General features: G+C 59.5%; 16 protein-coding genes and 2 pseudogenes. 11 read left to right on the top strand and 7 right to left on the bottom strand.

What is annotated here, in order from left to right; all coding sequences use genetic code 11:
* Window positions 1-2 precede the first annotated feature (2 nt).
* Both LB557_RS05240 and LB557_RS05235 read right to left on the bottom strand, forming a co-directional pair.
* Window positions 3-3,068, bottom strand: a complete 3,066-nt coding sequence (locus LB557_RS05240; RefSeq protein WP_224641729.1) for an OmpA family protein — start codon at window positions 3,066-3,068, stop codon at window positions 3-5.
* 6 nt (window positions 3,069-3,074) lie between these two features.
* Window positions 3,075-3,740: a hypothetical protein gene (locus LB557_RS05235; protein ID WP_224641731.1), complete on the bottom strand. Its 666-nt coding sequence runs from the start codon at window positions 3,738-3,740 to the stop codon at window positions 3,075-3,077.
* Window positions 3,741-4,255: 515 nt separating this feature from the next.
* Between LB557_RS05235 and LB557_RS05230 the strand changes: the two genes are divergently transcribed.
* The 3 genes from LB557_RS05230 (at window position 4,256) to LB557_RS05220 (ending at window position 12,194) form a co-directional block, all read left to right on the top strand.
* Window positions 4,256-7,354, top strand: a complete 3,099-nt coding sequence (locus LB557_RS05230; protein ID WP_224641733.1) for a trifunctional glycosyltransferase/class I SAM-dependent methyltransferase/polysaccharide deacetylase — start codon at window positions 4,256-4,258, stop codon at window positions 7,352-7,354.
* A 364-nt stretch (window positions 7,355-7,718) separates the two neighbouring features.
* Window positions 7,719-10,109, top strand: coding sequence for a mechanosensitive ion channel family protein (locus LB557_RS05225; RefSeq protein WP_224641735.1), 2,391 nt, complete (start codon window positions 7,719-7,721; stop codon window positions 10,107-10,109).
* A 408-nt stretch (window positions 10,110-10,517) separates the two neighbouring features.
* Entirely contained in the window at window positions 10,518-12,194 is a 1,677-nt protein-coding gene (locus tag LB557_RS05220; protein WP_224641737.1) for a tetratricopeptide repeat-containing sulfotransferase family protein, read from the top strand.
* Window positions 12,195-12,540: 346 nt separating this feature from the next.
* Here LB557_RS05220 and LB557_RS05215 read toward each other — a convergent pair whose 3' ends face one another.
* Window positions 12,541-13,722, bottom strand: coding sequence for a porin (locus tag LB557_RS05215; protein ID WP_224641739.1), 1,182 nt, complete (start codon window positions 13,720-13,722; stop codon window positions 12,541-12,543).
* Window positions 13,723-14,267: 545 nt separating this feature from the next.
* Between LB557_RS05215 and LB557_RS05210 the strand changes: the two are divergent.
* Window positions 14,268-14,897, top strand: a pseudogene (locus LB557_RS05210) (site-specific integrase); the annotation flags it as partial.
* A 342-nt stretch (window positions 14,898-15,239) separates the two neighbouring features.
* Window positions 15,240-15,869 (top strand): antitoxin Xre/MbcA/ParS toxin-binding domain-containing protein, encoded by a 630-nt coding sequence (locus tag LB557_RS31715; protein WP_224641741.1) that lies wholly within the window; start codon window positions 15,240-15,242, stop codon window positions 15,867-15,869.
* Between the two features lie 173 nt (window positions 15,870-16,042).
* On the opposite strand, the gene LB557_RS05200 is transcribed toward LB557_RS31715, so the two are convergent.
* A complete protein-coding gene (locus LB557_RS05200; protein WP_140504512.1) occupies window positions 16,043-17,110 on the bottom strand; it encodes a cyclic nucleotide-gated potassium channel in 1,068 nt (355 codons plus the stop codon).
* Window positions 17,111-17,722: 612 nt separating this feature from the next.
* Here LB557_RS05200 and LB557_RS05195 point away from each other — a divergent pair.
* On the top strand, window positions 17,723-18,802 hold the full coding sequence (locus tag LB557_RS05195; protein ID WP_224641743.1) for a RelA/SpoT domain-containing protein: 1,080 nt from the start codon (window positions 17,723-17,725) through the stop codon (window positions 18,800-18,802).
* Between the two features lie 142 nt (window positions 18,803-18,944).
* Here LB557_RS05195 and LB557_RS05190 read toward each other — a convergent pair whose 3' ends face one another.
* A complete protein-coding gene (locus LB557_RS05190) occupies window positions 18,945-21,800 on the bottom strand; it encodes an ATP-binding protein (protein ID WP_224641810.1) in 2,856 nt (951 codons plus the stop codon).
* A 404-nt stretch (window positions 21,801-22,204) separates the two neighbouring features.
* Between LB557_RS05190 and LB557_RS05185 the strand changes: the two genes are divergently transcribed.
* The 5 genes and pseudogenes from LB557_RS05185 (at window position 22,205) to LB557_RS05165 (ending at window position 25,492) form a co-directional block, all read left to right on the top strand.
* Window positions 22,205-22,621, top strand: a complete 417-nt coding sequence (locus tag LB557_RS05185; protein WP_224641744.1) for an organic hydroperoxide resistance protein — start codon at window positions 22,205-22,207, stop codon at window positions 22,619-22,621.
* 70 nt (window positions 22,622-22,691) lie between these two features.
* Entirely contained in the window at window positions 22,692-23,753 is a 1,062-nt protein-coding gene (locus tag LB557_RS05180; protein WP_224641745.1) for an alpha/beta fold hydrolase, read from the top strand.
* Between the two features lie 226 nt (window positions 23,754-23,979).
* On the top strand, window positions 23,980-24,771 hold the full coding sequence (locus tag LB557_RS05175; protein ID WP_224713021.1) for an alpha/beta fold hydrolase: 792 nt from the start codon (window positions 23,980-23,982) through the stop codon (window positions 24,769-24,771).
* A pseudogene (locus LB557_RS05170) lies at window positions 24,768-25,244 on the top strand (alcohol dehydrogenase catalytic domain-containing protein); the annotation flags it as partial. The gene LB557_RS05175 and the pseudogene LB557_RS05170, both read left to right, overlap by 4 nt.
* A gap of 41 nt (window positions 25,245-25,285) precedes the next feature.
* Window positions 25,286-25,492, top strand: coding sequence for a hypothetical protein (locus LB557_RS05165; protein WP_140716941.1), 207 nt, complete (start codon window positions 25,286-25,288; stop codon window positions 25,490-25,492).
* Between the two features lie 160 nt (window positions 25,493-25,652).
* Here LB557_RS05165 and LB557_RS05160 read toward each other — a convergent pair whose 3' ends face one another.
* Both LB557_RS05160 and LB557_RS05155 read right to left on the bottom strand, forming a co-directional pair.
* A complete protein-coding gene (locus LB557_RS05160; protein ID WP_224641747.1) occupies window positions 25,653-25,883 on the bottom strand; it encodes a hypothetical protein in 231 nt (76 codons plus the stop codon).
* 117 nt (window positions 25,884-26,000) lie between these two features.
* Entirely contained in the window at window positions 26,001-26,225 is a 225-nt protein-coding gene (locus tag LB557_RS05155; RefSeq protein WP_224641748.1) for a hypothetical protein, read from the bottom strand.
* Between the last annotated feature and the right edge of the window lie 604 nt (window positions 26,226-26,829).

Below are 26,829 nucleotides of genomic sequence, written 5' to 3'. Positions count from 1 at the left end.
CCCTAGTCCAGGTTTACCGTAATCGAAACCCGGCGATTGGTGGAGCTCCCGGCTTGACTGTTTTCAGGCACCAGCGGCTCAAAAGTGCCCGCGCCCCGAACCAGCAGCAGTTCCGGAGCGACGCCGCGTTTGTTGAGAAGCGCACGAACGGTCTCGGCGCGGGCTGCACTGATCGACGCGTTGGCCGTCTCACGGCCAGTGGCGTCCGAATGCCCGGTCAGCATGAAGCGCGCAGCTACGCCTGACTTGCGGGCATTTTGGGCGAATTCCTTTATCTGATCCGCCAGCCTGTCGAGAACCGGCAGCTGCTCTGGTCCCGGCACAACTTTGCCGGAAGAGAAGAAAATGTCGGTCGTCTGGATGGCCTCTCTCAAATAACTAAGTTCTGCAAGGTTCAGCTCGCGCAGCTGCGAGACATCCAGAACCACTCCGTCGGCCGAAAGCTGTTCAGCGGCGGCCTGCGCCCGGTTGATCCACGCAGCAGGCGCCTCCCCCACGACTAGGATGCGACCTTGGATGATCGAAAGCTGAACCGATTTCGGCGGGGACAGCGACGCCGTCAGCCGCTTCACCACGAACTTTGGATCAAGGCTCTGAAAGAATTGCCACTGTGAATGAACGCGGGCAGGATCAACCTGCGTTCCAGACAGCAGAGCTTGCGGGTCGGCGGCAAGCGGGTCTCTCAGACCGGAAATGTAGAACTGGCCGCCCCTAACCGTTTGCTGAGCGACGATGATCCCCGGTTGGGCCTCAAGTCGCGACACATAATACTGCCAGTGCTCGGCCTCGCGTGCTTCGGGGCTCACATCACGAACCCTGGAGATGTCGAATTCCGGTCCGCCTACCGAAAGCTGTCGGGCCGCGGCGCGCGCCCGATCTATCCAAGTGTCGGGAGCCTCACCCTCGGCAACAATGCGATTATCGACGATCGAAAGCCGAACCGATTTCAGCGGATAAAGCGACGCCGTCAGCCGCTTCAACACGAACTCCGGTTCAAGGCTCTGATAGGATTGCCATTGCGAATGGACCTTGCCGGGATCGACCTGCGTTCCCGACAGCAGGGCTTGCGGGTCGGCGGCAAGCGGGTCCCGCAGGCCGGCAATATAGAATTGGCCATCGCGTATATCTTGTTCGGCAACGATGATGCCCGGCTGGGTCTCCAGGCGCGACACATAGGCCTGCCAGTGCTCGGCCACGCGTGCTTCGGGGCTTACATCGCGGACCCTTGAGATATCGAATACCGGTCCGCCTGCCGAAAGCTGTCGGGCGGCTGCGCGCGCCCGATCTATCCAGGTGTCAGGAGCCTCACCCTGGGCAACGATGCGCCCATCGACGATGGCAAGCCGTACTGACTCCGGCGGAGCCAGCGACGCCGTCAGCCGCTTCAGCACGAACTCCGGTCCAAGGCTCTGATAGGATTGCCACTGCGAATGGACCCGGACAGGATCGAGCTGCGTTCCCGACAGCAGGGCTTGCGGGTCGACGGCAAGCGGGTCCCGCAGGCCGGCAATATAGAATTGGCCATCGCGTATTTTTTGTTCGGCAACGATGATGCCCGGCTGGGTCTCCAGTCGCGACACATAGGCCTGCCAGTGCTCTGCCGCGCGTGCTTCGGGGCTTACATCGCGGACCCTTGAGATATCGAATACCGGGCCGCCTGCCGAAAGCTGTCGGGCTGCTGCGCGCGCCTGATCTATCCAGGTGTCGGGAGCCTCACCCTCGGCAACGATGCGCCTATCGACAATGGCAAGCCGTACTGACTCCGGCGGGGCCAGCGATGCCGTCAGCCGCTTCAACACGAACTCCGGTTCGAGGCTCTGGTAAAATTGCCACTGTGAATGGACCCTGCCGGGATCGACCTGCGTTCCCGACAGCAGGGCTTGCGGGTCGACGGCAAGCGGGTCTCGCAGGCCGGCAATATAGAATTGGCCATCGCGTATCTTTTGTTCGGCAACGATGATGCCCGGCTGGGTCCCCAGTCGCGACACATAAGCCTGCCAGCGCTGCCCGGATTGCCATGAAAGAAAGAACCAACCGCCTGCCAGAACCAACAGCAGCAGGCCCAGGCCCACCACCAGCCACGGAAATCCCTGGTTTGATTCCTCCTGCTTCAGCTCGACGCAAGTCTGCAGCTGCGCCTCTATGCCGGCCAACTGCGATCCGTCGCCGTCAAACTCCATTAAAGCCTGCGAGTAGTCCTCATGGACACGGAGCAACACGTCGCGAACTATGTCATGCAATCCTTCTGGGGGGTTTCCTCGGATCACCGACACCAGGGTCGCGAACGGTCCTACTTCTGACCAGAGACGAAGGTCGCCAAAACGAATAGTGTCCAGGCCGCTCTGCTCCTTCTCGTTGAATGAGTCTTTCACAAAGTCTTGGATTGCACTCAGCATAGAAGAGATCAGTTGAGGATCTTCGCTCGTCGCATTGTCGGCAGCTACATGCGCTATCAATAGCCCAGAAGTTCGGTTAATGAGAAAGACATGTTCAACACGATAAAGAAGAGAGTGCTTAAGAACAACTTCCGAGAAGCTGGCTCCGGTTCGCCAAGCCTCAATTCTCCATTTGAGCCCGTGCCAGGTAAATAGATGTCGTAGAGTTTCATTAAGCGACTGAAATGTCTGATCGATCTTTTCCCCGATTGACTTGCGAATTGCCGGAAGAAACACGGGGTATAATATATCGGTCAGCGTGCGCGGGCTCTTCTGGATCGACCGTTGCACAGCCCTTTCGACAGCCGGCGCAAGGGCCTCACCGAGTTGCGCATGAGGGGCTCGTGCGGCCGCACTGGGAAGCACGTCGCCCACTGCAGCGGCAAGCTGCTCCGGTTCGTCGAGCAGATGCGTAACTCGTGAAAGCTCTGAAATTTCGCGGCTGACCAGCAACTGGCGCAGCGTTTCCATGCGAGGATCGGCGGATGGAACTCCGTCGAGTCGCGCACGGTAGTCCGGATCAACGTTCCGGGCAATTTCGATCAAAAGACGGGCCAGAGCCTCGCGATCAATCTCTGTATCGTTCGAGGCTGTTCTATGCGGAAGGCTGATTGGGTCGACGGTCGACGTCAAATCCGATCAACTCACTTTCCAGCTACGGTCCGAGTTGCTCTTGCTGCCGACGGGATCCTGATTCAGACATTTTGCAACCTCGACAAACAGGCCGGCCAAAAGATTTCGGTCGGTCTTGACGTTGCCGAGATCGGAAAACATTTTTTCCATCAGCATCTGAATGGCTTCATTCTTTTGCTTGATTTCCTCACGCAGCAAATGGTCGTTTCGATTTATCCGGTCGGCAATTTCGCGCTCAAGCTCATTCAATTGATCCGATAATGCGCGCACCTGCTTTTCAAGCGCCTGATTTTGTTCGCGAAGATTTCGGTCAATCTCCTTGTCGGCGTCGGCTCGCGCGTCTTTTTCGTTCCGCAACTGCGCCGCAAGCGAGTCGATCTGCTTTTTCGCATTTGACTCGTACATTTCAAGATTGCGCTTGGCCTCCGATTCGACATCCTTGAACCGCTGCAAGACCCGTTCTTCAAGCTTGGAAAAGCGGCGGTCATAGTCCTGCATCTGGTTGCCGAACAGCAGATCACGTATCTTGTCGACACCTACAGCGTCGCCGGGGGTCCCGCTCTCGCGAGCCTGGCCCGCCATGAAGGCGAGCCCGTTGGTGTCTGCATTACTTGTCAGATTTCCGTCCGCTTTATTTGCCGGAGAAGCGGTACTCGAAGATTCCTTGGCCATCCCTATACCCTTCATTTAAACAGCTACCAGCGTGCTAATTTAGCAACTAGTAAAGATGTCAGCAAAATACCCGGCTCGCAAGCCGGAATCTTCTCCGCATAAGCCGGTCACGCGTAATTTGACATGCGGCTCGAGCTCCACAATCTGCCCAGCGAACAGACCCTTTTGCGTTTTATGCGCGTAGATTGGCGGCGCCATGGATCCATGATCAACAACTGCGGCGCGCTCGCAGTTCGGCCGCGGTTCCGATTAGTTCGATCAGGATCAGCTTGCCCTCGCGTCTTCGCCCGCGATCATCCTTTGTTGCCGGGCGGCGCAGCAACTAAGGCACGGGCATGAGCGCTTGCCATTCAAGCCTGTCTTCAGGTCTTTTTTTGCTACCTAATCAGCCCCGATCTTGACAGGGCAGTGCGGCCATCCGATGCCGTTATCCGGTTTTGACATTCGGTGACTCTCCGAAGAAGACGAAAGCTCGATGATCCAGAATAATGCTACCGCAAGGCGGTGTGGTATCGATGTTCAATGTCGAGCAAAACATTCGGCACAATGCATGCCGGCATCCGCCGGCAGACCTACCGGATATTGATATAGTTATGGTCGACGATGGGCTCGAATGGATCGGCATCGATCGTGCCGACCTGCGCCGACAAAGATCAACGCAACTTGTTCTACCTGTTGCGAGCCGGGCGCGGGTGAGACACGTGGCGCATATTCCATTGGTTTCGATCGTAGTTCCTGCGCACAACGCGGAGGTAACGCTGACGCGGGCACTCGATTGCCTTGTCGATCAGGAAACCGCGGATTGGGAGGCGATCATCGTCGACGACGCCTCTACGGACCGCACCCCCGCGATCATCGCCGCTTATGTGGAACAGGATGCCCGATTTCGCGCCTTGAGTTCTTGCGCGAATAGCCCCGCCGGCGCACGTAACAACGGGATTTCGACGGCGCGCGGCCACTGGCTGATGTTCCTGGATGCCGATGACTGGCTGGATGCCAGCTTCCTTACAAAAATGCTGGCTGCGCTGAAAACCGCTCCCGATGCAGTAGCCGCCTATTGCGGTTCGCGGCGCGTGATGCCCGATGGAGCGCTCACCCCGGCGAGCATCGCGCCCGAGGTCGCAAGCCAGCCCTTCGAAACGTTAGCCCGCCGATGTGCCATCGCCACTCACGCGCTGCTGGTCGACCGGGAAACAATAGTCGAATTGGGCGGTTTTGACGTGTCGCTGCACAGCTGCGAGGATTGGGATCTATGGCAGCGCGTCGCACGTCAGGGCACAAATTGGGTGATGGTCGACGAGCCGCTCGCCTTTTGTCGAGCCGGCCCCAACGCGCTCACCCGCAATTCGAGGCAGACGCTGGCAGACGCGGAAAGCATTATCGCCCGCGGCTTTGCCACCGACCCGAGGGTCAAGCACCCAGCGCCGGCGCATGCCAATGGCGCGATCTCGGCGGGCGGCCGCACCGCTTCCGAAGCACTGGCGTGGTTCGCCCTGTGGAACGCTGCGTCGGATTGCGGCAGCGGCGGCGGCTCGATCAACCCGCAATCCCTGCGCGCGCTGCCGGCAAGGCGTAAGTGGGCGCGCGAGATCGCCAAGGTGACCTTCGACGGCCTGATGGTAGGAAGCCTATCGGTGCCAGCCCATATGGCTGCCCGGTGGGACAGGTTTGGCGGCGCCATCACAGAGTTGATCATCGAACTCGGCAAGGTCTGGGGCGACCCGGTTGCGGGTCGTCGCGTCCAGTATCATCTCGAGCAAATGCTGCTCGACGCCGACGATCTTGCCGCTCCTCGCAGGCTGGCGCGCACTTTCGGAATTCGCGTCGACGCTCGAAATCCAACGTCGACCGAGCTTTCGGAAGAAATCGATCAAATCTATGCCTACCTGATGATGGATGGGCAGATCGGGGCTATCGTACAGTTCGGCGTACTCGGGAAAGTGACAAGGCGCCATTGGATTGAACTGATCCTGAATTTCCTACCACAAAAGGACGACGACGCCGACACATCAAGCACGCTGGCAGCCGAGGCACTGTCGACGACAACGGAACGCCGGCCTGATCCGGACAGCCACTTCGGTAAACTCGCGCAATTGATGTCGGAAGCGCGGGAACTGGTTCGGTCAAGCGCTGACGCTACGCAGCCGCTTCCAGCGCCGCGCCGTGCACCCGCCTCGAGTGGCCACGACAAGGATCGTAAGTCGTTCTGGAATCGGTATTTCGCGACCGAGGATCCCTGGAGCTACAGCTCGGCCTACGAGCAGGAAAAATATGAGCGGCAGCTCGAAATTCTGCCGGCCGGTCCCATAGGACGGGCGCTTGAGCTGGCCTGTGCGGAAGGCCATTTCACGCGACAACTGGCACCCCGAGTGGGCCATTTGACCGCCACCGACATTTCCGCCGTAGCCATCGAACGGGCGCGCGCGCGCTGCTCGGGCCAGCCGAATGTCGAATTCAGTGTACTGGATTTTTTTGCGGACACGCTGCCCAATGAGATGGATCTGATCGTCTGTTCGGAAGTGCTCTACTACCTAGAAGATCTCGCCGGGTTGCGGCGCATCGCCAAAAAATTCGTTGAGGCACTGGCGCCTGGCGGCAGTTTCATCAATGCACACGCATTCGTGCTACGCGACAATATTGAAAGGACGGGCTTCGACTGGAACACTTTCGGCGCACAAACGATCTCGCAAACCTTCGCAGAGACCGAAGGTCTCGTCCTTGCGCAATCGATCCAGACCGAACTCTATCGAATAGATCGCTTCTGCCGCCTGTCGCCGGATTACGTGGCGACGGAGCCGGTGATTGATCATGTGCCGGTCCGCGCACCCATCGGCATCGGGGTCGCGCGAAACATTGTCTGGGGCGGGGCACGGGTCTTGCGCCGCGCCGTCGCTCGTAGCGAGCGGCGGCAACGTATCCCTGTCCTCATGTATCACAGCGTCGCCGATGAAGGTCCGGCCGCGCTCGCCCGTTTCCGACTCACGCCCGCCGCATTCGCGAGCCAGATGGCATGGCTGCGCGCCAATGGCTTTCACGCGATCATGTCCGAGCAACTGGAATTGTCCATCGCCAACCGTCAGCCTTTCACTGGCCGCCCGGTGCTCATCACCTTCGATGACGGATTCCAGAACTTTGCCGACCATGCCTGGCCGATCTTGCGTGCGCACGACCTGACCGCGGAAGTGTTCCTGGTGACGGACCTGGTGGGGGAAAGTGCAAAGTGGGACGCCGTCAGCGGTCCGCCGACGCGGCTTATGGACGCCGGAACGGTGCGACGTCTCGCCGCCGAGGGTGCGTTCTTCGGAAGCCATCTGGCGACGCACCGCGCCATCGATGGTCTGTCGAGCTCTGATTTGGCCGCCGAGCTCCTGCGCTCTCGTATGTTCGTCGAACGGTGGACCGGCCGGCCAACCACGGCCTTCGCGGCACCCTTCTCTGTCACCGACCGACGGCTCGGCAGGCTGGCCAAGGAGTGCGGCTACCGGATCGGCTTCGGCGGCAGACACGGACCGGCGGACCTTAATAGCGACCCCATCGACCTTCCGCGCATCGAGATTCGCGGGGATCGCTCGCTCGACGACTTTGTTGCTACCATCGAGGCCGTGCTCGTTTGAACGGTAGACAATGTCAGCATCTCCCAAGCGCTCTATTCCGCACCAGGCGTGAGCGACCCCTTGCCGGGCCACGCATTGTCGCTTTCGATGCGCCTCTTCGAGGTGTAAAGGGCGATGCAACTGTCTATCGCGTTATGCGGGGATAGACGCACACGGTGATGCTTTTGGCTGCCCTGATGTGTATAGCCTGTGTGAGGGTCCCAGATTTCCATCACATAGCCTCGGCCGGCGATGCGCAACGCGGCATACGCGCGTTCTGCTCTATCGGAAGCCGCCGTAACGCCCAGCGTCTTTGAATTGCGGATCACATGACTGATTTGCGTGACCACACCCTACGCAATTGTCTAGCTTGAACGGTGGACTCTTGTACCACAACATCGGCTCCTTCAACCTAGGAGCAATGGCGGGCATAGATGTCGTTGCTTGCCGATTTGACCGGAAGGTTAACAGCACGATGCGTCTCATCATTCGACGATTGGGAACCAGGAACCTGGCGCGCCCGACACAACCTCTCCGACACCTTGGCGCGATGTTCGTCCTGGTTGCCAGGCAGCTCATCTTTGGAACCGCCCTCTTGTTGGCTGGTCCAGCGCAGGCGCAGGCGCCGGCGACCGTCCCGCCTGAAAGGGTCAAACAGCTATTCGAACTGCTCGACGATGCGTCAGTGAAGGCCTGGATGGCCGAACAGCGAAATCAGGACGCCGGGTCAACGAGAGCGCCTGCCGGGGCAGGCGCTTCTCCGGCCGACGCATCGTCCGGCGCCGCGGCCGCATCAGGCCAGATGAATACGATGGCATCCTCGACGCTCGATATGATCAGGGATCATATCGGAAGAATCGTGCGAACTTTGCCCCTGCTGCCGGGTCAGTTCGCGCGCGTTCGGGCAGAGACCATGGAGGATATGTCCAGCAAGGGATCTGCCGGGGTACTCTTGCTGATTGCGATGTTCATCGCTGCCGGCCTGGCGCTTACTTGGGCAACGTACAAGTTGAGCCGTCCATTTCGTCTCTGGATTATCGCGCAACCGAAGGATACGCCCGTTGGGCGGGCCAAGAAGATTGGTGGCCGCACGCTTTATTCCAGCATGCTGATCGTCTCGTTCGCACTGGGCAGCGCCGGCGCGTTCATGCTGTTCGACTGGCCAATGCTTATCCGCGAGATTGTACTGACATTCTTGATGGCGGCAGTCGTTACATGGGGGGTGCGCATGTACGTCATGGCCATGCTCGTCCCTTCCTTCATGAACGTCGACAACGCCGTCGAGGTTCGTGCTTTGCCAATCACCAACGAAGCGGCTGACCATTGGTCCTATTGGCTGCCCCGGATCGTTGGCGTCTTCGCCTTCTTCGCCGCCGCGTTCATCCTCTTGCCAGGTCTCGGCATCGATCAGGACGGAATGATGGTCCTGTCGCTTGGCGCCGATTTCGTGCTGCTGTTGCTCGTGCTGCTGGCCATTTGGCGTCGGCCAAGAACGCAGCGAGACGGTGCGCGCCACAGCGTTCACACGGAAGCGACATGGCTGTTGACAGCTTATTTCCTCGTCCTGTTTCTGCAGCGCATCGCGGGCCTTTATGTATACTTCTGGTTTACCTTCGCCGCACTCTTCCTGCCTTGGGCAATCGTGACGACGCAGCGCGGGGTTAACTTCGTCCTGCGACCAGGTTCGGTAGATCTTGGCCGGCCTACGATCCCGGCGGTGGCGATCGCTGTCATCGATCGCGGAATCCGAATGATTTTCATCCTGGCGGCGGCTTACTTTCTAGCGCGTGTCTGGGGCCTGGACATGCAATCCATGCGCGGCAGCGATACGACGACGACCTTCATATTGCGCGGCCTGATCAATGTCGTGGTCATTGCCCTCGCAGCCGATTTCGGCTGGTCGATCATCAAAGCTTTGATCGAACGAAAGCTGGGCATCGAAACGGCACACCCTGTGATCGGCGACGAAGAGGTCCCGATGCTAGATCCGCAGCAGGCGCGGCTGCACACGCTGTTGCCGATCCTCCAGAACATCCTGCTCGCATCGATCATCGTGATGGCAGCGCTTATGATGCTCGCCTCGCTGGGTATCCAGATTGGCCCACTGATCGCTGGCGCCGGCGTTGTCGGCGTCGCGGTGGGCTTTGGCGCACAAACCATCGTCAAGGACATCATTTCGGGCGTGTTTTTTCTGCTCGACGACGCGTTTCGTGTCGGCGAATATATTTCCTCGGGCAATTACAAGGGTACCGTGGAAAGCTTTTCCCTGCGCTCGGTGAAGCTGCGCCACCATCGGGGTCCGCTGTTCACGATACCTTTTGGGGAACTTGGGGCCGTCCAGAACCAGAGCCGTGACTGGGTTATCGACAAATTCAACATCACCGTCGGCTATGACACCGATATCGAATTCGCTCGCAAGCTGATCAAGCGGATCGGCCTCGAATTGGCGGAAGATCCCGAGTTCAAGCACTGGGTGCTCGACCCGATCAAGATGCAGGGCGTACAGGAGTTCGGCGAGTACGGCATCGTATTGAGGGTCAAGGCCACAACCAGGCCGGGAGGCGCCTTTGGTATGAAACGCAAATTCTACGTACGCCTCCGCCAGGTCTTCAAGGAGCAGGGCATCGAACTCCCATTTCCGACCGTCCACGTCCAAGGGCTGCAGAATCCGCATGAGGCAGAGAACGCATCTTTGGAGATTACACCCGCGGTGAAAATGGCCGTCGCGCAATCGCACACCATTCGTCGCAGAAAAAAAGCCAGCACGACGGAATAGGAAAGAGCGCCGTCACCGGAGCGACGTCGGGGATCGCCACTAAGCGGCAGGGTTCGTGCGCGCCTCGTGCAACCGGCAATCCTGTCTCCACAGCGCCGCCGGCGCCGACGCCATGGCGTCCACGAGTTCGGTCGAAGGAGCGCCGTTCCCTGGCCGAGACATCGCGGGGAGGTTTGCAGGTGGTTGCTTATATCGCATCCCATGAATGGATTGAGACGCGCCAAACTTGTGATCACCGGATCGTATTGGCAGTGCGGAGGGAGCTAGGTTACTACCTCATAGCGCGGAACGGAAATCCGATAAGGGTCGATCCGGAAGAATGGGCAAATCGATGGGGCGACGCCAGCGCTCTGCGCAAAACGGCTATTGAGGCTGGATTCTCCAAGCCCCTTTTGCCAGCGAAACAGGATGAGCAACCGATTGCCGCCCGCATGGGCAAAGCACCTCCGCACCCCACCCTCGCCGAAGGCGGCATCACCGAAGGCTGCGTCATCCAACGCGCAGTCCAAGGCAGGCCCCCACCGCAGCCACGCCGACGACTTGCTTTTACGGCAGGCGCTCGAGTTGCAGCAGGCCCGATGTCTGTCCGAGGCTGAGGAACTGTGCCACAGGGTCCTTGCTCGCACGCCCAACCATCCGCTGGCCCTATATATCCTGGGAACGCTCGGGCTCGATTTCGACAACGAAAAGTCACTGCGGTACTTTGCTCGGGCGGTGGCAGAGGATCCGCAGAATCCCTACTACCATCTTAGCCTCGGCGAGACCTATTTGAAGGTCAGCGAATTTACGCCGGCGATCAAGCACTTTCAGTACGCCCTGGACTTGAAGCCGGATCTGGTGGAAGCGCTTTGCGCCTTGGGCGATGCCTACAATGCGTTTGACAGGGGGGAGATGGCGCTGCCGCTATTCGAGAAGGCGCTCAGGATCGACCGAGATCATCCCGTAGCCCGGATGGGGTTGCCCCGCGCGCTCGCAAGCCTCGGCCGTATGGACGAAGCCGCGGTTCATCTGAAAGAGGCAATAGAACGGCGCATCGCGGTACCGGCTGCCCACGATGCGCTTGTACGCACGCGCAAATTCGCTGAAGAGCCGCCAGAACTCGGGGCAATCCTGACGGAGCTTCAAGACCCGGGCCATGGGCCGGAGGGAGCGGCAGCGCTCCATCACGCCGCAGGAAAGGTTCTCAACGACCTCCGTCGCTATAAGGATGCGATGGATCACTTTAAGAAGGGGAATGAAGCCGGGGGCCATACATTCGATCTGCAATCTTACCGTCGCTGGGTCGATGGCATGATCGCAACCTTCACGCCGGAACTGGTGGCTTCAAGAGCCGCGTACGGCAATCCCTCGGAGGCGCCTGTATTCGTCGTCGGCATGCCTCGTTCGGGCACGACATTGACAGAGCAGATCTGTGCCAGTCACCCCAATGTTCATGGCGCTGGCGAACTCAGCAAGCTTAGACGAATCGCCAATGGGATCGGCCTCTCGAACCGCTCCAACGCGAACTTCAGCGAATTGATCGCATCGATGACTCCCGATCTGACCAGGACTGTGGCCGACGAGCACCTTGCTTATCTGCGCGAGCGGGCTCCCGACTCGCTGCGAATTGCTGACAAGATGCCTCACAATTTCGAGCTGATTGGCCTGGCTGTCCTTCTTTTCCCCAAAGCGCGTATCATTCATTGTCGTCGCGACGCCATCGACAATTGCATCTCCTGTTTCGTCCTGCAGTTCAATAAAGGCCACAGCTACAGTGCCGATCTTGAGACGCTGGGGCTTTACTACAGGGAGTATGATCGTTTGATGCGGCATTGGGACAAGGTTTTCCCGGGTCGTATTTTCGAAAATCGCTACGAGACGTTGATCGAAAATCAGGAGGAGCAGTCGCGCCGGCTCATGGATTATCTCGGATTGCCGTGGGACGATGCCTGCCTGCGCTTTTTTGACAAAGGCGGCTCCGTAAACACCTACAGCAATTGGCAGGTCCGCCAGCCGATCTATACGTCGTCCGTCAAGCGTTGGAAGAACTACGAAAGCGAGATTCATCCGTTGATCGAAGCCTTGGGCGATCTTGCTGAGATTTGACCGGTAGTGCCTGATGCTGCGCGCAGCTTAGGTTGCACCCAATCCCGCCGGCGTACGCTTTCCGCCGATAGACCAGCCTAACAGGCTTTCCTCAGGCTTAACGCCGCGTTCCGTCACCTGTCCTGCCGGCGTATCTGGCCACAAAGCCTCCCGCCGTTTCGCGCGTCGCTTGCCAAGCAGTTCTTGCTTCCTTCTTTCCTTTCGCTGCGAGGATTTTCTTCCCCCGTCTGCAAGCGTGGCAGCAGGCGGGCGGCCATGCCATCGGCTGTCCGAAGTTCCATGCAGACGGCATGAAAAAACCCGGCGGTTGCCCGCCGGGTTTTCGATTTTAATTAGGCAGCGCCTGTTAGAACGAGCGCTGGAAGCGAAGCATGCCGCCGATTGCGTCGTCATCGCCAGCAGAAATACCGGTCCAGTTCGACACGGAGTCGTCGCCCAGATGCGAGTAGTCCACTTCGGCCGTGATCGTGAAGCCGGGAACGATGTCATAGGCAACGTTCGCGGCGATGCCGATGTTCTTGCCTTCGTCATACGACGCCTGGAGGTTGAACGAGGTCTTTTCGTTGAACTTGTAGGTGCCGCCGCCCCACACAGCCCAGTTGCCGCTCCACGGCTTATAGAAGCCGCGACCGCCAGCCGGGACCGCCCAGGTGGTGTCCGTCAGGTTGTCGTCGGAGCCGTAGCCGCCCATGATGAAGAGCGAAATCTGGTCGGTGGCGTTCACGTCCAAGCGAACCTTGCCGGAGACTTCTTCATAGTTGCTGTCGTAAGCGATGACGCCAGTGACCGCGCCCCAGCCCTGCGTCCACTTCACACCACCGACGACATGCGGAACGTAACTGTCGATCGTGTCCGAGCCCGAGCCTTCTTCGAGAGAGACGACGGCCGAGAAGCCATTGCCAGCGTCGAAGTAGTACTGCACGACGTTGGTGTCGAAACCGCCATAGGGAATCAACGTATCCTGGATGACGTTGCCGGCGTAGCCGATGAACGTATCGAACGCCGATTCGTCCTTACCAACGCGGAGACCACCGAGCTGGATCCAGGCGAAGTTCAGTGAGACGGTGCCATTGTCAGCAGGGTTGAGGGCGTTGACCGCAGGGAGCGGACCCGTGCCATCGGGATCAACGAGTGCGCCCGCATCACGGTTGTTGTTCTGGAAGTTGAAGCGGGTCTCGGTGTAGGTCTTCAAGGTGCCGAGTTCGGTTTCCTGACCGGTCCAGGTCTTCAGCGCGAAACGGGCATGCTTGTAGAAGGTGTCGTTGCTGCCGCCGTCCTCGTGATCGGCGCTTGTCGCACCGTCGAACGAACCGACGTCGCCGACGCCGATGTCGTAACGGATATAGCCGCCGATGCGCAGGCAGGTTTCGGTGCCGGGGATATAGAAGTAGCCAGCGCCGTAGACGTCGCAGATCTTGACGTATTCAGCGGGTTCCGGCTCGGCGACGACGACGGCGTCGGCGGCGCGCGCACCGGAAACTGCGAGCAGAGCCGCAGCGGAGCCGAGGAGAAGGCTCTTGATGTTCATTTTCTGACCTCCAGTCAAAAGTTAAAAAACGGGTCTGGGTATTCTTTGCTGAAGGACAGCGTTCCCTGCCCCATCCCCACTACCGAAAAAGATGCGCACTGCGCCGCTCCTTCGAAATTGACATTACCCATGAGCCGGCGGCGTTCAACCACGATCGTACCGGCGCATGGACAGTTCGGCCGCTATCCCCGACCTGTGTTGCAGAAACGTCACGATTTGGCCTCACTTGGAAAGCTCTCGTTAACCATTGGTCTCCTCACGACCGCCTGTGTCGGCCGAATCCGGCGCTCGGCCGACCGGATCAGGGCAAGGCCAGGGGCTCATCTGCCCGGGAATTGCCGCGGAACCGCCCCACCCGAGGAAGGCTGGAATGTTCGGCGCGCTCACCTTCTCCATATTTCTCCATATAATGACACGGCCTTGTTGATTGTGCCGGCGCTTTTCTTTATCCAGCGGCGCAACGCAGAAGCGGCCGAGTGGTCGAAGGCGCTGCCCTGCTAGGGGAGGTTCAATCTTTTGGTTGATCCGAAACTCCCGACCACTTCCGCAAGGCTTACAACATGGGAGATCTCGAGAGCCTGCACGAGTTCCGCCGCCAGAAAGAGCGGGCGGGACGGATTCGTTTTCTCGAGAGGGATGAAGAAGCGCGGCTGTTCGCCGCCATCAAGAGCCGCAGCGAGGATGCTTACAGGCTTTCCGTCTTCCTGGTCGATAGCGGCTGCCGTCTCGGCGAGGCGCTCGGGCTGACCTGGAACGACATCAATAAACATCGCGTCAGTTTCCAAACCATCATATCCGGCCGCAGCCGCACTATTCCGATGACCGAGCGGGCCAAGGAGGTGACCAGGCTGCCTCCGGACGGACGCCCTCGGCCGAAAGGCCCCTTCACCAAGTTGAGCAAGGCACAGTTCGGTGCCATATGGAACGAGGCTAAAGCCGAGGTCGGACTTGGCGCCGACCATCAGGTCGTGCCCCACATCCTGCGTCACACCTGTGCTGCGCGCCTCGTCCAGGCCGGCATCGACATCAGGCGCGTGCAGATGTGGCTGGGTCATCAGACGCTATCGATGACGATGCGCTACGCGTATCTGGCCACCAACGATCTCGATGGCTGCGTCACTGTGCTCGAAGGGCTACCGGCAGCGCAGGAGATAAAGAACGAATCCGGGTCATGACGAAGGTCTCGTCAGGGGCCGCGCGCAAAAGCGCCAGCGACCCCGCGTCTTTTCACGGAGGTTAGGTCGTGCTCGAACAGTCAAAACAATGTAGGCCAAGTATTAATTCCAAGCAACGTCAACAGCCGGCTCATTTTCACTGGCCGCAACGGCACCAATTATGCATCGTGTTTGCCTTCTATGAGCTCCGGAATGCTCTGACGTCCTATGTCTCCTCGGCTAAACAGGGGTCACGCGACTTGGGTCGCATTTGAAGAGGTAATTTGCATGGTCACTAGGCGGCGATTCTCACGAGGTGGAAACCTTGTTAAGCAGGCCAGCCGACCAAGACTAGAAAATACGGTGGCTGCCGCCGTGTCGAAAATCCTTTTTGAGCACGATCCGACGATCGGCAAGCCGGCCCTTAGAATTGCCGCGAGATTGGCAGGGTATATATCTTCAGCAATCAGTGTTCAAACTCAGGCTGTTCAGCGAGCCCTCCCAACTATCGAGGATGATGTTGAAAACCTCGCTCAGATATTTATCGGGCATATAGTGGCAGAGGCACAAGGCCGATTTGATCCACGACTGCAGCGTTTCAAAGCGGTACCGCCACCGGCGGTCCCCCAGGCGCCTCTCAGTGCGGCGAGTGATTGGGCGGGGCCGGTAGCTGGGCCAACAGTGATAGAAAGGCATTTTGGGATACCGAGGTCGACGCTCTTTCGGTGGCAGAAACGCGATGAGGTGATCGCACTTAAATCTGGAAGCAGCAGGTTTGTTTTTCCATTGAAGCAGTTTGTCGATGCTCGCCCTGCAGATGGGATAGCCGAATTGATCGCCATGTTTGGCGACCATCGGCTTGCCTGGAGATGGTTGATGGCGCCGACGGACAAGCTTGGCGGGAACTCGCCGATAGATACTCTGCTAGCTGGCAAGCTCGCGAATGTTGTTGCTGCCGCGCGCCTAACCTTGGAGGAGGCACCTGATGTTTAGCCCCGCCGTTTGGTGGCGGTCGTTCAGTTGACAATTTGGCGCAACGCGACATTACCCTAGGCGGCTGCCCGCGGCCCGTCGTCTCAATGGCGACCCTTCCAGCCAGCCATTCTCGACAAGCAGTTGGACAGCCTAGCCATTGCGCCCTCCTCCTGACGAAGACTTTGGTACGGTCAAGCCGTCGGCGCCGTGCCGTGCCGCTCGCGCGCGGTCTTGCGGATGATTTCCGCGATTTCCGGGCTGCTGCTGCATAGCATCTGGAAATCCGCCGCGTGCAGCGACAGGAGTGAGACAGCCGTTGCGGCGCTGACGGTCGCCGTACGCGGTTCGCCGCTCATCAGCGCCATCTCGCCGAAGAAGGCGCCAGGGCCAAGCTCCACTGGGTTCGACATCACGACGCTCACCCGCCCCTCCACAACAAAGAACATCCGATCCCCGGTCTCGCCCCTTCGGCAGATCACGGCGCCGGCCGGCAAACTACGAGGCCGTAAGGCGCGCACGATCTCGACCAGCGCGGCCGGGCCGAGCTTCTGAAACAACGGCACGGCGGCGACCAACTGCCAATTGCGGACGAAATCCTCGCGACGGATTTCTTGATAGAAGCCGGAGGCAAGAATGCCGGCCCACAGCGCGAAGACGCCGATGCCACACATCATGACCGCCCCAGCGAGGACGCGGCCGGCGAAACTTTGCGGAATGGCGTCGCCATAACCGGTGGTGGACAGCGTGACCACCGCCCACCACATGGCCTGAGGGATGCTGCCGAACTTTTCCGGTTGGATGTGGCGCTCGATGACATAGGCCGCGAGCGCGACACCGAACAGAACGACGCCGAAAAGCGTGGTGACGCCGATCAGGTTACGCGCTTCGTTGGCCAGCACCCTGCCCAGTACCGGGAAGAAGGTCGAGTCGCGCAGCGGTTTGAGCAGCCAGATAGCACAGTAGAGGCTCCGGTCGGGCGTGCCTTCGAGCAGAAATGCAGCGAGTGGAACCAAAACCGCGAGCATATCAATGGCGATTGCAGGCGTCCTGTCCCGAAGGTCTCCCGCCCAGTGCTTGATCAGAGTCTCGGCCATCTGTAGGAGATAAGCGCCCCAAATGACCGCCAGCACGGCAGTCAGAGCCAGCCTGCTTCGTGCGGACATGTCCGGCATGGTGAGCGCGGCCACCGCCAGCAGCCCAGGCGCAGCTAGCACCGCGTTTAGCGGTGCGTGAATTCTCAAGAAAGGCAGGACCGACATTCTGTCCCCACGAGCGGATGCTATTCCTCCAGAATAGGATGCCTTCAGGGCAAGCGCAAAGGTGGCGCTTTCGCTGGGATGTTCATCACGAGGTGAACTCAGATGGCCTGAACGTGAACCGACAGGCCGCAACCGAGAATGGCCCATCCGGGCATTTGCAATAGGTTTGAACCGTTCGAAGGAGCCGGGCCGACGAGCTCAAGGCCGTAGACATGCCCGGCTCGAAGACGGCGGCATGTCGGCAATGGCGAGGGTGCCGGCGGCGACACCCAAGAAGAGTGCTCCGATCCGCCTGCATGAGGTTCCCTCCCGCCCTTCGCCCGCTACCCAAAACATGTGCGGCACCACAAGCGGCAGGAAGGACACTCGAGAGCCGCATTTAGGACGCGACGGCAACTGCATGGTTGCGAAGTTGCGTGCGCCCAAGCTACCGGGGCCGGTGAGTCACCGCAGAGGCAACTCAAGGAGGCACCGTCGTGATCTTGTGGCTTCGATCCAGCCGCCCTGAGCGGACTCGAGGGATACAAAGCGGTACGATACATGAGATCCGATTCTCCTGCGGTCGTCCCGCCCAGTTCAGAATGAAGCGGCCTACCTTGACTTTGTGGTCCAATGACTGAGTACCCGCGCCTCAAATACAGTATGCAAGCCGTTCGCAAGGCAGGCGATCGGCTGGCAAAACCTATGCAGCTCGGACAAGACACCACTGCCGGCCAGTACGTGGACACGATGCGAATCTTCTCAATCGCCAATAGCTGGCGCGACTCGCACTTTCTGCCGATGCGGAGCGTTCGATTCTCTGTCGGTCACCACATCAAAGCCCTGCGATTGAAGGGCGACATGGCATCGCGTCCAAAGCGTCTGGCATCCATTTGTCGGAAGCTTCGAGAGTCCACCACCAATTTGGACACCATGAACGATATCGGCGGCTGCCGAGCGATCATGCCCGATATCAATAGCGTCCGCTTGCTTCTAGAATCGCTGCGAGACAAGTTCCCCCATGAGATGCACTGTCGGGAATTTAACTATATCGATGAGCCGAAGCCGGACGGCTATCGAAGTCACCATATTGTTTTCCAGTACCGACCCAGAGCTGCCCACACCCAGGCTTTCGAGGGACGACGCATCGAACTGCAAGTTCGGACCACACTTCAGCACTCATGGGCAACTGCAGTTGAGGCCGTCGGGCTGTTCCAGCGCCAGGATTTGAAGCACGGAAACGGGGAGCAGGATTGGCTACGTCTTTTCCAGCTTATGTCGGCGGAATTCGCCCAGGTTGAGCAGTGTCCAATTCGTGTCGGTGGTCCGGATCGCGATGACCGAGTGCGGGAACTGCGGGATATCAACAGGCGTATAGGTGCAACAAGTATACTGGCAGATATCACGAAGCTTACCCTCCGCTCAGAGAGCCTCGTACAGCCAACGCGACATTTTCGGCATCATTTGGTGCAATATAGAGCGGATCGGAACGTTACGATTCAATCATTCCGAACTCTCATCATGGGGGCGCGGAAATTGGAAGAAATAGAGAAGAAAATCGCGCTAAGGGGAATTGATTGGACGGTTTCCTTGGTCGAGGTGGATAAGGTGGAACAGCTTGTCGACATATACCCGAATTACTTTGGGAACGTTTCATTGTTCGCCCGCAGTCTGAAATCCATATGCTCGGGAAAGTCACTGTCTACAGAATAGCCCACACCGGATGGTAGCTCCGAATGAACGCCCGACTATGGTTGGCCAAGCGTCGCTTTCCGTTTGAAGGAGCCGGACCATTGGCCTTCCTCGACAGTCTCCTGGGTCTGGTCCGAACGGACAATCTCCCGAAACCTCACACCTATTTCAGCGTTGCCAGCACGCCTGCCGCTGACTGCAGGTCTGCTGTCTCCAAGCCTTCCCCGAATCGCGCGAAAATCGGCAGGAGAAGAGCCCGCGCCTCCCTGTGTTGTCCCCGAGCGGCCAACAGGCAAGCAAGGTCGACAGCGGTCCGCAACTCCCATGCCCGCGCGCCTTGACGATCACTGAGTTCCAACGACCGCCGAAAACACATTTCGGCCTCTTCGTCGGCGTCCGGGCGCGGGGCCGCCAGAACAAGGGTTCCCTTTACGCGCAGCAGTTCCGGCATATAGCAAAGATCGCCGCTTGCCTCGACGTCACGGATCGTCTCCTCGATCAGTGAAAGTGCCTCCGCGCATCGGCCCGCCGCAGCCAGGCCCAGAACAAACGCGATATTGAGCGGCGTTGTGAGCAGTTCGTAAGGCGCGGCGTGGAGCTCGGCAAGGCAGCGTCGAAGGCCTTCGACACCGCTGCTTGGGCTGCCGCGACGAATGGCGATCTCCCCTGTGAAGCCGCCTCCCAGGGCGAGATAGGGCCCGAGAGAATGAAATTCGGCACGAGAGAAAAGACGATTGATGTGTTTCTCTGCGAGCTCCAGCTTGCCGGTCCAGAGGAACACGGAAATCGCCCAGACAAGTGCTATGGAGAGAGACAGGGGATGTTTCAGGACTTCCGCCTCCTCAATCGTCAGCAGCGCGCGCTCCGCGGCCCGATCAGGATGGCCTTGCAGCCACAGTGTCCTTGCCAAAATCGATCCCGCCAGAATCTTGCCGTCAAAGCCGAGATAGTTCGTCGTGGTTCGGTTGGAGTGCGGCCCGTATCGCAACGCCGCTTCGAGCGCGGTCTGGGCACGGCCGAGCTCTCCGCTGAGGTGAAGCGAAATCCCCATCAAGGAATGCGCCAAAGTGGTGGAGACCGAATCCTCAAGCGTTCCGGCAATGACGGAACAGCGCTCCGCATAACGCAACGCGGTCCTGAACTCTCCCGTACGCAGGTGAAACATTTGCAGCGGGCCCAGAATCCGAAGCTGATCGAGCGCCTCGCCACGTCGGTCGGCAATGACCAGGCTTCTGTTCAATGCCACGCGCGCCGCATCTCTTCCACCACGCGTGAACATCAGGGAGACCCCAACGGCTGCCTGAAGATGCATCTCCTCCAATCCGCCTCTAGTCGCATCGTCAAGAGCCACAACCGCCTGCGCCGCCCAGCGATGACATTCGGTGAGCAAGGACATCGACAGAAAAAAGGGGGCCGCCGCGGCAGCCAGACGGACGCCGAGGTCAGTGTTCCCGTCAAGTCCGAAGCACCAGTCCAGAGCCGCTCGCACATTGGCAAGGCCCGCTAGGTGAAATGACCGTTGTACGCCGCTCGACAAAGTAGGCCACTCGGCTCCTGTCTCCTCCAGCCAGCGCAAACAATGCGTCGCGTGACGCGCGGCCAGGCTCGCGTGCTCGGCATCGTCGACGTCGAGCTGAAGGGCGTAGGCCCGCGTCGTGTCGAGCAGGCGGTAACGCATCGTTGCCCCGGCAGGCCTTACCGCTATCATCGACTTGGCGACCAGGCTGTCGACAGCGCCAAATACGAGTGCGTCATCGACGGTTGCGCTCGTGACAACTTCCAGGGCGGCCTCGATGGAAAAGTGGCCAACGAAGATCGCCAACCGGCGAAGCAGAAGACGCTCGAACTCCGACAGCAGTCCGTAGCTCCAGTCCAAAGTGGCCTGGAGGGTCTTTTGCCGCGGCGGCGCGGTACGTTGTCCCGGCCACAACAGCGTCAGCCGTTCGTTGAGAAGTTCGGCGGTTTTCTGCAGGCCATAAGTCGCAACCCGTCCAGCCGCCAGCTCAATCGCGAGCGGCACGCCGTCGAGCTTGCGGCAGATGCCGGCAACGATGGCGGCATCCGCATCCTGGAGATCAAGCCCGGCACCGCTCGCGGCGGCGCGTTCCAGGAACAGCTGGATCGCAGGGAAGCGGCGCGCAGTGAACGCGGTGAGTTCCAGATCGCCAGGCGCGCATGCGAGCGGCTCCAGCTTGTAAACGTGCTCCCCTTCGACTTGGAGGGGCTCGCGGCTCGTTGCCAGCAGGTGGACTTGCGGTGCGGCGGCGAAGATGCGGGCCGCCAAGTCCGCCGCGGCGTCAATGACATGCTCGCAAGTGTCAAGAATCAGGAGGATCCGCTTGTCTGCAAGGTAGGCGAGCAGACTGGGGGTCGCGTCTTCGGACTGAAGAGACAGCCCTAGCGTCGAGGCCACGGTCGTCGCGACCAAGCCCGGATCACTCACCGCCCCGAGATCGACGAAATGCACGGCACCCGAGAATGCTTCGATCAGATCGTGGCCCACCGCCACAACGACAGCGGTCTTGCCGACACCGCCCGTGCCGACGGTCGTGATGAAACGCGTCTCGGCCAGTTGAGTTGAAAGTCGGACAGTATCGTCAGTCCGGCCGACCATCCGGATCAGGCGGCTTGGCAGATTGGCTTGCGGATAGCTGGCGACGACATCCCTTTGCCCATTGTCTTGACCATCCGATCGCGAGACCGGGGCCACAAAGCAGTAGCCGCGCCCCGTCAGAGTGGCGATGTAGCGCGCGCCGTCCGCGCCATCGCCCAACGCCTTTCTGAGGTTGGCGATTTGAAACCGCAAACTGCCTTCTTCGACGGTGACGTCGGGCCACACATGGGCCAGCAGGTCCTTCTTGCTGACGATTTCGTTGGGGCGCGCAGCCAACGCTGTAAGGATGTCGAAAGAGCGCGCGCCCAGATTGACAGGCACGCCTTGGCGCAGCAGGAGCCTCTCGCCCGCGGTCAGCGTAAAGGGACCAAACGATATCCTGTCGCTCGTCTGCGCGACTATCATGGCATCATTCTTTATTGCTTTTTGTTGGCTGGTCAGACGCGGTTCCAAGTCCACTACCTATGTAGCAAAAAGTCGATTTCGTGGCCCCGAGGGATGATTGGGGCAGGTCAGGAAAGCAGCTCAGGCCAGTTCCGGCACGGGCGGCACTGGCGAGCGCTAACACCGCATCATAGTGTATAACGGGTGCTCCGGGCGATCTCTCTCTATGTGTGGAAGCAGCAAGAACGTTTGCTGACCGGCCCAGGGAGAATGATCATGCTTGCAGTGTCGCTGTCGCTCGTTCCGCAAAACTTGCTTCGGCCGCAAGCCTTTTAAGTGCGTTTTCCACGCTAGTGGAGAGCGAAGCCACGCGCCAATTTCCAAAGTCGAATTCAAAGCGCCCTTTTGTGAAGGACCCAGACATCATGACCCAATCTGAAAAGCTCCTGTATACCGCCAAGGTCCGCACCACTGGCGGTAGGGACGGCACCTCCCGCAGTTCCGACGGTCGACTGGACATCAGGCTTTCCACGCCCGGCGGACCGGGCGGCGGCGCCAATCCGGAGCAGCTGTTCGCAGCCGGCTGGTCGGCCTGCTTCGAGGGCGCAATGGCAATTGCCGCCCGCAAAATGAACGTCAGGCTGCCCGCCGACCTCGCAATTGACGCAGAGGTGGATCTGAACACTGCCGACGGTGCCTTCTTCCTCGGCGCGCGCCTCAATGTGAGCGTACCCGGGCTCGACCGCGACGTTGCCAAGGCTGTTGTAGAGGCAGCACATCAGACCTGCCCCTACTCGAAGGCCACGCGCGGCAATATCGAAGTCGCAATCAGCCTCGCTTAGCTACCGATCACACCGATCGATCTTGCATGCCACTCTCGGCAAAATGTCATCACGACAAGGCGGTGCACCAATGAACGCGATCAAAAACCCGGAAGAAATCAACCACCATCGGCGTCGCCTCTTCGGCGTTGCTGCCGCGACAATAGCCGCGGCACAACTTGGCGCGATCGGGATTGCGGAGGCGCAGGGCGACGGGTCCAAAAGGACCGCCTTCCCCATGCTGAAGGCACGGACTTCGTTCTCCTCAATGAAGCAGATCGACGCGGATCTGCTGAGCGTCGGATATGCCGAGGACGGTCCTGCGGACGGCCCGCCGGTGATCCTCCTGCACGGATGGCCCTACGACATTTACAGCTATGTCGATGTCGCGCCGCTGCTTGCCAACGCAGGGTACCGGGTCATCGTGCCATATTTGCGCGGTTACGGTACTACGCGGTTCCTGTCGGACGCGACACCCAGGAACGGTCAGCAGGCGGCGCTTGCGTCCGACATCGTTGCGTTGATGAATGTGCTGGATATCCAGAAAGCGGTCGTCGCCGGCTATGACTGGGGCGCGCGCACAGCCAACATCATCGCCGCGCTCTGGCCTGAGCGCTGCAACGCCATGGTGTCAGTCAGCGGCTATCTCATCGGCAGTCAGCAGGTGAACCAGGCGCCGCTGCCGCCGAAGGCCGAATTGCAGTGGTGGTATCAATATTACTTCGCCACTGAACGGGGACGGGCGGGTTACGAGAAATACACCCGCGAATTCACGCGCCTCATCTGGGCGCTCGCCTCACCAAAATGGGCTTTCGACGATATAACTTTTGATCGCTCCGCTCCCGCGTTCGACAACCCCGACCACGTCGCGATCTCTATCCACAACTATCGATGGCGACTCGGTTTGGCGCCAGGTGAGCCAAAATATGATGGCTTGGAACAAAAGCTCGCGGCGTTTCCGGCGATCGGTGTACCGACGATTACGATGGAGGGCGACGCCAACGGCGCGCCGCATCCGGATCCGGCAAACTACGCCAAGAAGTTCTCCGGGAAATACGAACACCGGCTGATCTCAGGCGGCATCGGTCACAACCTACCGCAGGAGGCTCCACAGGCCTTTGCGCAGGCGGTCATCGACGTCGGCAAGTTTTGACAACCTGTCAAGCGGCTTTCCGATGAAACCTGTCCACCGCCTGCGGTGTGTGGTTGCGACCATTGCGTAATCCGTCTTCGCAGCGATGCCGGATGAATATTCCGCAGCCTAGGCGGGTCGGCTCGCCGCAGTCTTAGCCAAAGAACTCTCTAAAAGATCCAAATTTTTAGCCCTGCGAGCATCGCAATGGCACCACACAAACAAAACCATCGAAAGGATATGTGAGTTGAAAAGACTGCTCGCAGGTTTGGCAATCGCCGTGTCCGTATCAGGCAACGTTTACGCGCAGTCAGAGAAGCCAGCCAACGTTCAGCCCACCATTGTTCTGGTTCACGGCGCGTTCGCCGACTCATCGAGCTGGAACGGAGTTGTCAAGATCCTCGAGAAGGATGGTTACCCCGTTGTGGCCGCTGCCAACCCCCTGCGAGGTGTCGCCACCGACGCTCAATATGTTGCCGATATCGTATCCGGCATTACATCGCCTGTCATCCTGGTCGGACATTCCTACGGCGGCTCGGTCATTAGCGAAACCGCCGATGGCCATGCAAATGTCGGGGCGCTCGTCTATGTTGCGGCGTTTGCACCGGAGGTCGGCGAGACGGCCGCCGCGCTTGCGGGCAAGTTCCCAGGCAGCACTCTTGCGCCCACGCTCGCTCCACCCGTTCCGCTGTCATGCGGCGGCAAGGATCTCTACATCCGGCAGGAGAAGTTCCGGGACCAGTTTGCAACCGATGTTTCCATCCCCGACGCAAAGCTGATGGCCGCCACGCAACGGCCTATCACGGAAGCGGCACTGAACGAGGCCCAGACTGCGGCGGCGTGGAAGACGATCCCGAGCTGGTTCATCTACGGCAACAAGGACAAGAACATCCCACCGCAAGCCTCCGCCTTCATGGCCGAACGAGCGCACGCGCGCGAGACCGTGGTGGTCAAAGGCGCCTCGCATGTGGTGATGGTTTCGAACCCTGAACCGGTCGCTCGGCTGATCGAAAAGGCAGCAGCGGAGGCATCTCGATGAAAGCCGTCGTGATGAACCGATGGGGCGGGCCGGACGTCATCGAGTTTCTCGATACGCTCGAGCCAACGCCAGGGCCGGGAGAAGCCCTGGTTGAAGTCGCTGCGGCTGGCGTGAACTTCATGGACACGGGCGTAAGGCGCGGACTTGCCTGGACCGACGTGCCGGATCCGAAGATTTTGGGCGTAGAAGGCGCTGGCCGCGTGATCGCGGTCGGTGATGGGGTCAGCGATCTTTGGCCGGGCCGTCGTGTCGCCTGGGTGTATTCGCCGGGGAGCTATGCCGAGAGGACCGTGGTACGGGCCGATGCGCTGGTGCCGATACCGGATTCAATCGACGATCGCACGGCGGCGGCTGTGATGATGCAGGGCCTCACAGCCAGCCATTTCGCGACGGATTTCTATCCCGTGCAGCCCGGCGACATCGCGCTTGTCCATGCCGCTGCTGGTGGAGTCGGTCTGCTGCTTACCCAGATGAGTATTTCCTAATGGAAGGGGGCTCCCAGGGACGCGACACAATGGATGGACATTTCGAACTGGAGCTAGCTAAGGCCAGGCTGAGCGTGAGCCAAGCTGAATCCGACCTGAAACGCCTCGAGCGGATAACGGACAAGCGCTATGGCGTGGGCATCGATCTCGCCCTCTGCGACACAATAAGAGGCGCCCAGCGGCGTGTCGGCGAAGCAAGAGCGCACCTGACGAGGATCAAGGCCGGCAAAGCCTGATCTCGCATTAGAAAAGCAAACGCCCACTGGTGCGAGCCAATAGCCAGTCACGGACGACGGTCGCCCGCATTCGATCAGCCCTGGCTTCTGGACCCCTCATATGGAGTGGCCTGTCAGGCCTGTCGGGGTTTTGTTACCGCCCCCTACGGCTGGGTAGTGCCTAAATCCGAACGACCCTATGCAGCCTTAAGCGTATCCGCTGGCCTTCCGCATAGGACAGCGCAAAAGATTCCAGTATAAATGACCGGGTGAGTTCCCGGTCTTTCTCAAGCACGCGGACGAACCATTCTCCGCAGGCCTCGAACACTTCAATGCAAGGCAGAGCCTTGCCGTTCAGCATCACGACAACATCATCCATCACAGCTCCCTTGAAAGCAACGCGCAACGTCATTTCTACACGTCCGTTGAAATCTGTCTTTCAATTACAAAAGACATACAACTTCGATTCTACAGTGTGCCGGACTGTTGAGGACATAAGGCGCTGCTGGTGGGCCGAGATTTACCCGCGCTAAGTTGAGTCCAGCTTCTGGATCCGGCCCTTTTCGATGTGGAACGCCCCGCTGTTCCCGCCTTGGCGTTCGAAATCCGACTGAATTTCGTCCCATGTGCCAAGATACTGGCCGCACTCGGCGCAGTTGATCGGCGTTGAAGGTTGAGCGTCTCCAGGAATCTGCAGGCGGATCGTGCCGCAGTATGGGCATTCCAGGAGATGGTCCAGGTACTTACCGGCCATGGTTGCTTCCAATGCACTCCGCACAGAGTTCTAGCGAGAAGAGTTCAAACGCAAGGATGTTGTCCCGCTCCGGCGCCGAAAAATTTCAATCGCTTAAGGGGCACGATTATCATATGTTAATCCCTGAAGCGCCGAAACGGGACGCGACGATGACAGGTAAGAAGCCGCCGCAGGACAGCCTCATCGAAAGGCTTATCCGAGAGACCGGGATAGCGAGGCGCAAGCGACAGAGCTTGTCCTGTTGCTGGGCAGAGAGTGGAATTCGCTCGTTCGCGAGGCGAAACTCCTTCTGGGCGAAAAATAGCATGCCGGCCAGTTCTGATTGTACATGCGAGGCTCGACGGAAAAAGCCCGCCGGCCGAGCCAGCGGGCAAGGGTCACTTGGGAAGGCCGCTGGAGTGGACGGCCCGATCCCGAACACTCGTGTCCGGTAAATGTTCCATAGCTAAATTAGTCCACCAACAGTCCAGCTTGCAGTTAGTCGCGATGGTGACCTTCGCCAGCAAGTCTCTGAACAATACCGTCGCAACGGTGGTGTTCCGAACCCGTCGGCCACCAAGGGGGACGGCGGCGGCGCGGGCGTGAGGCTGCGGAGAATCTGGCG

It is taken from the genome of Mesorhizobium sp. BR115XR7A (assembly GCF_020165315.1).
Lineage (GTDB): Bacteria > Pseudomonadota > Alphaproteobacteria > Rhizobiales > Rhizobiaceae > Mesorhizobium > Mesorhizobium australicum.
This window is presented reverse-complemented; position numbering and strand designations above follow the sequence as displayed.

Excerpts from the sequence above, each read along its gene's own strand:
- LB557_RS05220 (WP_224641737.1), top strand. The coding sequence starts at position 10,518 with ATGAGCAACCGATTGCCGCCCGCATGGGCAAAGCACCTCCGCACCCCA.
- LB557_RS05165 (WP_140716941.1), top strand. The coding sequence starts at position 25,286 with ATGGATGGACATTTCGAACTGGAGCTAGCTAAGGCCAGGCTGAGCGTG.
- LB557_RS05155 (WP_224641748.1), bottom strand. The coding sequence starts at position 26,225 with ATGGCCGGTAAGTACCTGGACCATCTCCTGGAATGCCCATACTGCGGC.
- LB557_RS05230 (WP_224641733.1), top strand. The coding sequence starts at position 4,256 with ATGTTCAATGTCGAGCAAAACATTCGGCACAATGCATGCCGGCATCCG.
- LB557_RS05185 (WP_224641744.1), top strand. The coding sequence starts at position 22,205 with ATGACCCAATCTGAAAAGCTCCTGTATACCGCCAAGGTCCGCACCACT.
- LB557_RS05190 (WP_224641810.1), bottom strand. The coding sequence starts at position 21,800 with ATGATAGTCGCGCAGACGAGCGACAGGATATCGTTTGGTCCCTTTACG.
- LB557_RS05180 (WP_224641745.1), top strand. The coding sequence starts at position 22,692 with ATGAACGCGATCAAAAACCCGGAAGAAATCAACCACCATCGGCGTCGC.
- LB557_RS05235 (WP_224641731.1), bottom strand. The coding sequence starts at position 3,740 with ATGGCCAAGGAATCTTCGAGTACCGCTTCTCCGGCAAATAAAGCGGAC.
- LB557_RS05200 (WP_140504512.1), bottom strand. The coding sequence starts at position 17,110 with ATGTCGGTCCTGCCTTTCTTGAGAATTCACGCACCGCTAAACGCGGTG.
- LB557_RS05215 (WP_224641739.1), bottom strand. The coding sequence starts at position 13,722 with ATGAACATCAAGAGCCTTCTCCTCGGCTCCGCTGCGGCTCTGCTCGCA.
- LB557_RS05195 (WP_224641743.1), top strand. The coding sequence starts at position 17,723 with ATGACTGAGTACCCGCGCCTCAAATACAGTATGCAAGCCGTTCGCAAG.
- LB557_RS05160 (WP_224641747.1), bottom strand. The coding sequence starts at position 25,883 with ATGACGTTGCGCGTTGCTTTCAAGGGAGCTGTGATGGATGATGTTGTC.